The organism is Variovorax sp. 20P10.2.4, assembly GCF_058244205.1.
Map to the genome: position 1 here is coordinate 18,736 of NZ_JBZAYE010000025.1, position 9,501 is coordinate 28,236.

Sequence of the window (9,501 nt, forward strand, 5' to 3'; positions counted from 1 at the left end):
CGGACGCCCGCCACTCACCCTTTCGTGACAGCAAGCCCTCTCAGGAGAAACAGATGACGATGAAACCAAGCTCGCGCCGTCTCGCGGCCGTCCTGTGCGCCGCGGCGCTCGGCCTCGCGGCCAGCGGCGCCGCCTGGGCGCAGAAGACCTCGCTCCTGGTCTACACCGCGCTCGAGACCGATGCCATGAAGCTCTACAAGGACGCCTTCGAGAAGGCCAATCCCGACATCGAGGTGAAGTGGGTGCGCGACTCCACCGGCATCGTCACCGCCAAGCTGCTGGCCGAGAAAGCCAATCCGCAGGCCGACGTGGTGGCCGGCCTGGCTGCCAGCAGCCTCGCGCTGCTGCAGCAGGAAGGCATGCTGCTGCCCTACGAGCCCAAGGGCTTCAAGGAACTGAACCCGGCCTACTCCGATGCCGCGCGCCCGCCGGCCTGGGTCGGCATGGACGTCTGGGCCGCCACCATCTGCTTCAACCGGGTCGAGGCCCAGAAGCTGGGCCTGCCCAAGCCCGAGAGCTGGAAGGACCTGGCCAAGCCGGTCTACAAGGGCACGATCTCGATGCCGCACCCGGCCTCCAGCGGCACCGGCTACCTCGACGTCTCCTCGTGGCTGCAGATGTGGGGCGATGCCGAGGGCTGGAAGTACATGGACGCGCTGCACCAGAACATCGCCCAGTACGTGCACTCGGGCTCCAAGCCCTGCAAGCAGGCCGGCGCGGGCGAGTTCCCGATCGGCATCTCGTTCGAGTTCCGCGCCCACCAGGTCAAGAAGTCGGGCGCGCCGGTCGACCTGATCTTCCCGAAGGAAGGCCTGGGCTGGGACATCGAGGCCACCAGCCTCATGAAGACCAGCACCAAGCTCGAGCAGGCCAAGCGCTTCGCCGACTGGATGGCGAGCAAGGAGGCCAACCAGATCAGCGCGCGCTGGTGGGCCGTGGTGGCCTACCCCGGCGTGGTCTCGAAGCTCGAGGGCATTCCCGACAACTACGAGAAGCTGCTCGCGAAGAACGACCTGAACTGGGCCGCCAAGAACCGCGAACGCATCCTGGCCGAGTGGAGCAAGCGCTACGAAGGCAAGGCCGAAGCTAAATAGGCTCGCCCCCAGGCTGCGCGCACTTCGTGTCGCTTCGCCAACCCCCTACCGGGGGCGACACCGGCGGCCCGGCGGAGCCGGTTCCGCGGTGTCCCGCGAACGAGTCCGATCCGGCCGCTGTCCTTCCCTGTCCTTCTTCAACCCGCGGACGCGCGTCCGCCAACGACGAGCGCGAACAATGGATACGACCGACACCCCGTTCATGGCCGGCCGGCGGCCCGCGAGCGGCGCCGCGGCGCTCGAGGTCATCGGGGTCCGCAAGGACTTCGAGACCTTCAGCGCACTGCGCGACGTGCACCTGCGCGTCAACCCCGGCGAGATGCTGTGCTTCCTCGGCCCCTCGGGCTGCGGCAAGACCACGCTGCTGCGCATCATCGCGGGGCTGGAGACGCAGACCTCGGGCCAGATCCTGCAGAACGGCAAGGACGTCTCGTGGCTGCCGCCCGACCGGCGCGACTACGGCATCGTGTTCCAGTCCTATGCCCTGTTCCCGAATCTCACGATCGCCGAGAACATCGGCTACGGGCTGGTCAACGGCCGGGCCCGGCGGGCCGAGGTCAAGGCGCGCGTCGACGAACTGCTGACCCTGGTCGGCCTGCCGACCTCGGGCGCCAAGTACCCGAGCCAGCTCTCGGGCGGCCAGCAGCAGCGCGTGGCCCTGGCGCGCGCGCTTGCCACTCGGCCCGGGCTGCTGCTGCTCGACGAGCCGCTGTCGGCGCTCGACGCGCTCGAGCGCATCCGCCTGCGCGGCGAAATCCGCCGGCTGCAGAAGCAGGTCGGCATCACCACCATCATGGTCACGCACGACCAGGAAGAGGCGCTGTCGATGGCCGACCGCATCGTGGTGATGAACCATGGCGTGATCGAGCAGGTCGGCACGCCGATGGAGGTCTACGAGCAGCCGGCCACGCCCTTCGTGGCGGACTTCGTCGGCAAGGTCAACGTGCTGCGCTCGGTGGCGCTGGGCAACCACCGCTTCCAGGTCGGCGACATGGAGCTGCAGTGCGATGCCTGCGACGGCGCCTTCGAGCCCGGCGAGGCGGTCAACCTCTACCTGCGGCCCGAGGACCGCGCGGTCGAGCACCTGCGCGAGGACACGGCCAACCGGCTGCAGGCCATGGTCACCAAGGTCGAGTTCCTCGGCGGCCTGTGCATCGCCGAGGTGACGGCCGATGCGCTGCACGGCCAGACGCTCGGGCTGCACTTCTCGCTCAACCAGCTGCACGACCTCGGCATCCGCGAGGGCCACACGGTCGACATCGCGCTGCGCGCCAACCGCATCCGCGCCTTCTCCGCCGCGCGCGCGCCGCAACCATGAACACGCTGGCCCACCCGCTCGCCGCCAAGCCGGCCATCAGCACGCGGCCCGCCCTGCGCTGGAGCCGCGACGAGACCATCGCGCGCGCCGTGCTGTGCGTCGTGATGGCGATGCTGTTCGTGTTCCTGGTCGCGCCGCTGCTCACCATCCTCGCGCACGCGGTGCAGGACAAGGACGGCCGCTTCGTCGGCCTGGCCCACTTCATCACCTACTTCCAGACGCCGAGCCTGCTGCGCGCCGCCTGGAACTCGGTCTGGGTCGCGGCCGCGGTGGTGGCGATCTCGGTGCCCACGGCCTTCGTGTTCGCCTACGCGCTCACGCGCAGCCGCATGCCGGCACCGCTGAAGGCCGTGTTCCGCCTCATCGCGCTGATCCCGCTGCTCGCGCCCTCGCTGCTGTCGGCGATCTCCTTCGTGCAGTGGTTCGGCAACCAGGGCGCGCTCAAGTTCCTGCTGGGCGGCACCTCGATCTACGGCGCGCCCGGGATCATCCTGGCCGAGGTCTACAACACCTTCCCGCATGCGCTGATGATCCTGGTCACCGCGCTGTCGCTGGCCGACGGCCGGCTCTACGAGGCCGCCACCGCGCTGCGCACGCGGCCTCTGCGGCAGTTCATGACCATCACCCTGCCCTCGTGCAAGTACGGCCTGATCAGCGCGGCCACGGTGGTCTTCACCTACGTGGTCAGCGACTTCGGCGCGCCCAAGGTGATCGGCGGCAACTTCAACGTGCTGTCGGTCGACGTCTTCAAGCAGGTGGTCGGGCAGCACAACTTCTCGATCGGCGCGGTGGTCGGCATGCTGCTCTTGCTGCCGTCTATCGTCTCCTTCGTGATCGACTACGTGGTGCGGCGCAAGCTCAAGGCGCAGCTCACGGCGCGCTCGGTGCCCTACAGCCCGAAGCGCCGGCGCGTGGCCGACACGCTGCTCACGCTGTTCTGCACCGTGGTCTGCGCCTTCCTGCTGGCCACCATCGGCATGGCGGTCTACACCTCGCTGATCGCGCTGTGGCCCTACGACCAGTCGTTCACGCTCAAGCACTACCACTTCGTGCTGGTCGAGAGCGACATGGCCGCGGCCTACGGCAACAGCCTGCTGGTGGCCATGGCCACCGCGGTGGCCGGCTCGCTGATCGTGTTCGTCGGCGCTTACCTGATCGAGAAGACGCGCGGCCTGGGCCTGATGCGAAAGGGCATGCACCTGATGGCCGTGCTGTCGATGGCGGTGCCGGGCCTGGTGCTGGGCCTGGGCTACGTGATGTTCTTCAACCACCCGGCCAACCCGCTGAACTTCCTCTACCAGACGATGGCGATCCTGATCGTGTCGATGGTGGTGCACTACTACACCTCGAGCCACCTCACGGCCGTCACCGCGCTCAAGCAGATCGACAACGAGTTCGAGGCCGTCTCGGCCTCGCTCAAGGTGCCGTTCTTCAAGACCTTCCTGCGCGTCACGGTGCCGGTGTGCCTGCCGGCCATCCTCGACATCGGGCGCTACTTCTTCGTGGTGTCGATGGCCAGCCTGTCGTGCGCCATCTTCCTCTACACGCCCGAGACCATCCTCGCCTCGGTCGCGATCATGCACATGGACGACGCCGGCGACATCGGCCCGGCCGCCGCACTGGCCAGCCTGATCGTGGTCACCTCGACGCTGGTGTGCATCGCCTATGCGCTGCTCACGCGCGTGCTGCTCGCGCGCACGCAGGCCTGGCGCAACCTGGGCCGCGGCTGAACGGCCCTACCTCATTCCCCTTCCCTGCCTGGAGACACCATGAGTCAAGCCCCGCATCCGATCCTGCTCACCCCCGGCCCCCTGACCACGTCCGAGCGCACGCGCCAGGCGATGCTGCGCGACTGGGGATCATGGGACGGCGACTTCAACCAGATCACCGCGCGCATCCGCCGCCAGGTGCTGGAGATCGTGCACGGCACGGGCACGCACGAATGCGTGCCGCTGCAGGGCAGCGGCACCTTCTCGGTCGAGGCCGCCATCGGCACCGTGGTGCCGCGCGACGGCCACGTGCTGGTGCCGAGCAACGGCGCCTACTGCCAGCGCCTCGCGAAGATCTGCAAGGTGCTGGGCCGCAAGCTGACCACCATCGACTACACCGAGGAGAAGCAGATCTCGCCCGCCGACGTGGACCGCGCGCTCGCGGCCGATCCCGGCATCACCCATGTCGCGGTGGTGCACTGCGAGACCGGCGCCGGCGTGCTCAACCCGCTGCACGAGATCGCGCTGGTGGTGGCCAAACACGGGCGCGGCCTGATCGTCGATGCCATGAGCTCCTTCGGCGCGCTCGAGATCGACGCGCGCAAGACCCCGTTCGACGCCGTGGTCGCGGCCTCGGGCAAGTGCCTCGAGGGCGTGCCGGGCATGGGCTTCGTGATCGTGAAGCGCAGCACGCTCGAGCAATGCGAAGGCCACAGCCCCTCGCTGAGCCTGGACCTGTACGACCAGTGGGTCTATATGGAGAAGACCACGCAGTGGCGCTTCACGCCGCCCACCCACGTGGTGGCCGCGCTCGACACCGCGATCGCGCAGTACGTGGAGGAAGGCGGCCTGGCCGCGCGCGGCGGCCGCTATGCGCGCAACTGCAAGGCGCTGGTGAGCGGGCTGGCCGCGCTGGGCCTGCGCGCATTCCTCGACCCGGCCATCCAGGCGCCGATCATCGTCACCTTCCATGCGCCCGACGATCCGCGCTACGACTTCAAGACCTTCTACAACGAGGTCAAGCGGCGCGGCTACATCCTCTACCCCGGCAAGCTCACGCAGGTGGAGACCTTCCGCGTGGGCTGCATGGGGCACTTCGGCGACGCGGGCATTCCGGGCGCGGTCGCCGCCATCGCCGAGACGCTCGAAGCCATGGGCATCCGGCAGGCATCGGCCGCCGTCGCGGCCTGAGCGAGCAGTTCATCGGACCGGCGCATTGCAGCGCCGGTCCTACAACGCGGGGCACGGCGCGCTTCCCATAATCGTGCGCATGACGGTGCTGCGCAGCGACATCCCCGCCCGCCTCGACCGCCTGCCCTGGTCGCGCTGGCACTGGCGCGTGGTGATCGCCCTCGGCGTGGCCTGGGTGCTCGACGGCCTCGAGGTCACGCTGGTGGGCTCGATCGGCGCCGTGCTCGAGCGGCCCGACACGCTCGGGCTCACGGCCGGCGAGATCGGCCTCTCGGGCTCGATCTACGTGGCCGGCGCCGTGCTCGGCGCACTGCTGTTCGGCCGGCTCACCGACCGGCTCGGGCGCAAGAAGCTGTTCCTGGTCACGCTGGTGGTCTACACGCTGGGCACGCTGGCCACGGCCTTCTCTCCCGACTTCGCCTTCTTCGCGCTGTGCCGCTTCGTCACCGGGCTGGGCATCGGCGGCGAGTACGCGGCCATCAACTCGGCCATCGACGAGTTGATTCCCGCGCGCGTGCGCGGTCGCGTCAACCTCGCGATCAACGGCAGCTTCTGGATCGGTGCCGCGCTCGGCGCCGGGCTGAGCCTGGTGCTGCTCGACGCGCGCGTGATCGGCCCGGTGTGGGGCTGGCGCGCCGGCTTCGGCCTGGGCGCGGTGCTCGCGGTGGCGATCCTGCTGGTGCGGCGCCATGTGCCCGAGAGCCCGCGCTGGCTGATCGCGCACGGCCGCGCCGACGAGGCCAAACGCATCGTCGACGAGATCGAGGCCGAGGTCTCGGCGCAGCACGGCCCGCTGCCCGCGCCGCGCAGCTACGTCGACTACACGGCCGCGCGCCGCGAGAGCCCGCCGATGCGGCAGGTGGCGCGCGTGCTGCTCCAGCACTACCGGCAGCGCAGCGTCGTCGCGCTCGCCTTGATGATCGCGCAGGCCTTCTTCTACAACGCGATCTTCTTCACCTACGCGCTGGTGCTGACGCGCTTCTACGCCGTGCCCGAGGCCAGCGTGGCGCTCTACATCTTCCCGTTCGCGCTCGGCAATGTGCTGGGGCCGCTGCTGCTGGGCCCGCTGTTCGACAGCGTGGGCCGGCGCCGCATGATCGCGCTGACCTATGTGCTCGCGGGCGTGGGGCTGGCCTTCACCGGCTGGGCCTTCATGCAGGGCTGGCTCGATGCGCGCAGCCAGGCACTGTGCTGGTCGGCCGTGTTCTTCCTGGCCTCGGCCGCCGCGAGTTCGGCCTATCTCACGGTCAGTGAGGTGTTCCCGCTCGAGATGCGCGCGATGGCCATCGCGATCTTCTATGCCATCGGCATGGGCGCGGGCGGCTTCGCGGCGCCGGTGCTGTTCGGCCTCTTGATCGAGACCGGCAGCCGCGGCGCGGTGATGGTGGGCTACTGCTTCGCCGCGGTGCTGGTGGTGGTGGCCGGGCTGCTGGCCTTGCGCTATGCGGCCGACGCCGAACGCAAGCCGCTCGAGGAGGTAGCGCCGCCGCTGGCCTCCGAACACGGCGGCGAGCGCTGAGGCGCACAGACTACATCGCCACACGGTTGCACTAGGAAGGTGCCACGCAGGGGCACGTGAATTGCTTGCACTCCACGGTCCGCAGCGCGAGACGCAGGACTCTCACAAACGTCGACACCCCGTCTTCGATTCATTGGCTATCGCGATGCCGACATCGCCAGAGGCGAGTTGCGGCCCCGCCGCCCATCGCCTCGATCCTTAAGAAATCTTGGGAGAAAGCAAATGAAAAGAAGGCGTTCCATGCGCATGGCGGCAGCCTGCGCGATCGTTCTTGCACTCGCGCTCGCGAGCGGATGCGGAGGCGGCGACGGCGGCGGCGGCAGCGCGCTGTCGCTCACGGCCCCGCCGACCGCGCCCACCACGACCGCCGACCCCGCGCCGACGATCCCCGTGACCACCCCGCCCGATCCGCAGGACCCGACGGCGATCACGCGCTTCACGGCGACGGTGCCGTTCGGCGAGAAGGGCGACTACCAGTCCTCGGCGCAGGTGGTCTACGGCTTCGGCACCACGGCAGTCGCCGATGCGCAATACAAGGACGTGATCTACACCGTGCCGCTGCAGGGCACGGTGCGCTATCCGGCCGGGCCCGCCAGCACGCCGGGCAGTTCCAAGGTCCAGCCCTCGGCCAGCGGCGGCCATCCGGTGGTGGTGTTCCTGCATGGCATGCACGACTCCTCCGATCTCAACAACGCCAAGGGCTACGACTACCTGCAGAAGGACCTGGCCGAGCACGGCTATGTCGCCTTCTCCATCGACGCCGGAAAGATCAACGGGCTCAGCAGCTGGAACGCCTCGGACGCCGGCGCGTTCGCGCGCGGCCAGTTGCTCATGACCACGCTCGACCTGCTGCGCGCCGGCAATGCAACGGGCCTCTTCAACGGTGTCGCGATGCCCGAGCTCAAGGGCAAGCTGGACCTCGAGCGCGTGGGCATCGTCGGCCATTCGCGCGGCGCGGAAGCGGTCGCGTACGCGGTGGAACTGAACAAGCAGCGCATCGGCATCAGCTACCAGGACGTCGAGACGGCACGCCGCAGCCGCGAGCTCGTTGCGCTGGCCAAGGCCGAGAAGGAGAAAGCCGAGAAGCGGGTCGATGAAGCCACCACCGCCGCCACCGACATCACCGTGAAGCTGTTCATGGCCCAGGCGGCGCTGCTGGCCGCGCGAATCCAGTCGCCGCCCGCCTCGCCCGAAAAGATCGACGCTCTGACGCAGGCCCTGCAGCAGTTGCAGCAGCAGGCGGCGCAGGCGAAGGAACGGGTCGCCGCCGAGCAGGCCGCGCTCGAAGAAGTCAACGCCAGGTTCCGGGATGTGAGCACGTTCTCGTACGCGATCAACGCGGACAGCGAGAAGTGGCTCGCGCAGATGACCTCGCCCGAAGCCCTGCTGCAATCGGGCGTCGTGTTGCCTTCGGCCACCGAGCCGCCGCACCGCGTCCGCGCCGTGTTCTCGCTGGCGCCGATCAATGCCAGGCAGCTGTCGCGCGTGACCCATGTACCGTTCGCCACCCTGCTGCCCACCTGCGACGGCGATGTCTACAACATGCCCGGCGCGCAGATCTTCGACGACAGCCGCAACACGGCGAGCGACGAGAGCGCGCCCAAGTACCAGGTGGTCGTCAGGGGCGCCAACCACAACTTCTACAACGACCACTGGTCCGAGGACGACGATGCCGAGAAGTTCGCCCCGCTCTATTGCCAATCGGGAAAGATCGACACACTGCGCCTGAGCCCCGACGACCAGCGCCGCAACGGCGCGTTCCTGATGGCCTCGTTCCTGCGTTACTTCGTCGGCGACGAGTTCCAGTTCGCGCCCTACTGGAAAGGCCAGGCCCCGATTCCATCGGCCGGCTGCCCGGCCGGTGAAAGCAGTTGCGACGAACGCGTCGTGCTGACGGTCCATCAGCCCGCCGCCCAGCGCAAGCTGCTGCAGGACTTCCGCAACGCGGATGCCAGTGCGAAGAACGCCAGCGGGCTGTCGACCACCTACGAGCGCTTCAAGACGACCGTTCAATGCCGCTTCCTGGCTATCATCGCCCAGCCGAACGATCGAAAGGCGTCCTGCACCGACCCCGTGAGCCAGCTTCCGGCCGAAGCCCTGTTCAAGGAAGGCGAGCTCTACAACCCCTCCTCGTACGACAGGAAGACCCTGCTGCTCTGGTCGATCACCGATCAGGCCCAACTGCAGTGGGAAACGGCCGGCCCAGTGGTGGCCATCGACACCGACGACCTTTCAGCCCAGGGCTTCGACACGCTGAGCGTGCGCGTCGCCGTGCTGGCGCCGATCGGCCAGGAGGTCGAGATCGCGCTGACCGACACGCAGGGCCGCAAGGCGGCGCTCAAGGGCAGCGACTTCAGCGATGCGCTCTATGGCATCGCGCGCAAGCCCGATGGCGCGATCCCGCTGGTCGACGCGCCCGATGACGCGATCTATGCCGACACCGGCACCACGCGGCCGCTGCTGAACATGGTGGCGGTTCCGCTGAAGGCCTTCGCGCTGCATGGCGTGGACCTCGCGCACATCCAACGGGTCACGCTTCGCTTCCCCAAGGCCTCGGGCAGCGTGGCCGTCACCGACGTGCAGCTGCAGCGGATGAACTGAAGGCCGCGCCGGCTACAGCGCGCAGGTCCTGAACCCCAGGAAGCCGTCGTCGCGCTGCGGCAGCGCGAA

Annotated in this window: 6 protein-coding genes; all 6 read left to right on the forward strand. The window is 68.7% G+C overall.

Annotation, left to right across the window (positions count from 1 at the left end; all coding sequences use genetic code 11):
• Nucleotides 1-53 precede the first annotated feature (53 nt).
• Nucleotides 54-1,094, forward strand: a complete 1,041-nt coding sequence (locus tag AC27VN_RS04455) for a putative 2-aminoethylphosphonate ABC transporter substrate-binding protein (RefSeq protein WP_490875774.1) — start codon at nt 54-56, stop codon at nt 1,092-1,094.
• Nucleotides 1,095-1,272: 178 nt separating this feature from the next.
• Nucleotides 1,273-2,412, forward strand: coding sequence for a putative 2-aminoethylphosphonate ABC transporter ATP-binding protein (locus AC27VN_RS04460; protein ID WP_490875775.1), 1,140 nt, complete (start codon nt 1,273-1,275; stop codon nt 2,410-2,412).
• Nucleotides 2,409-4,142, forward strand: a complete 1,734-nt coding sequence (locus AC27VN_RS04465; RefSeq protein WP_490875776.1) for a putative 2-aminoethylphosphonate ABC transporter permease subunit — start codon at nt 2,409-2,411, stop codon at nt 4,140-4,142. The genes AC27VN_RS04460 and AC27VN_RS04465 overlap by 4 nt, the downstream gene beginning before the upstream one ends.
• Before the next feature lie 39 nt (nt 4,143-4,181).
• A complete protein-coding gene (locus AC27VN_RS04470) occupies nt 4,182-5,312 on the forward strand; it encodes a 2-aminoethylphosphonate--pyruvate transaminase (protein ID WP_490875777.1) in 1,131 nt (376 codons plus the stop codon).
• Nucleotides 5,313-5,391: 79 nt separating this feature from the next.
• Entirely contained in the window at nt 5,392-6,831 is a 1,440-nt protein-coding gene (locus AC27VN_RS04475; RefSeq protein WP_490875778.1) for an MFS transporter, read from the forward strand.
• Nucleotides 6,832-7,071: 240 nt separating this feature from the next.
• Nucleotides 7,072-9,432 (forward strand): alpha/beta hydrolase, encoded by a 2,361-nt coding sequence (locus AC27VN_RS04480; RefSeq protein ID WP_490875779.1) that lies wholly within the window; start codon nt 7,072-7,074, stop codon nt 9,430-9,432.
• Nucleotides 9,433-9,501: the final 69 nt, after the last annotated feature.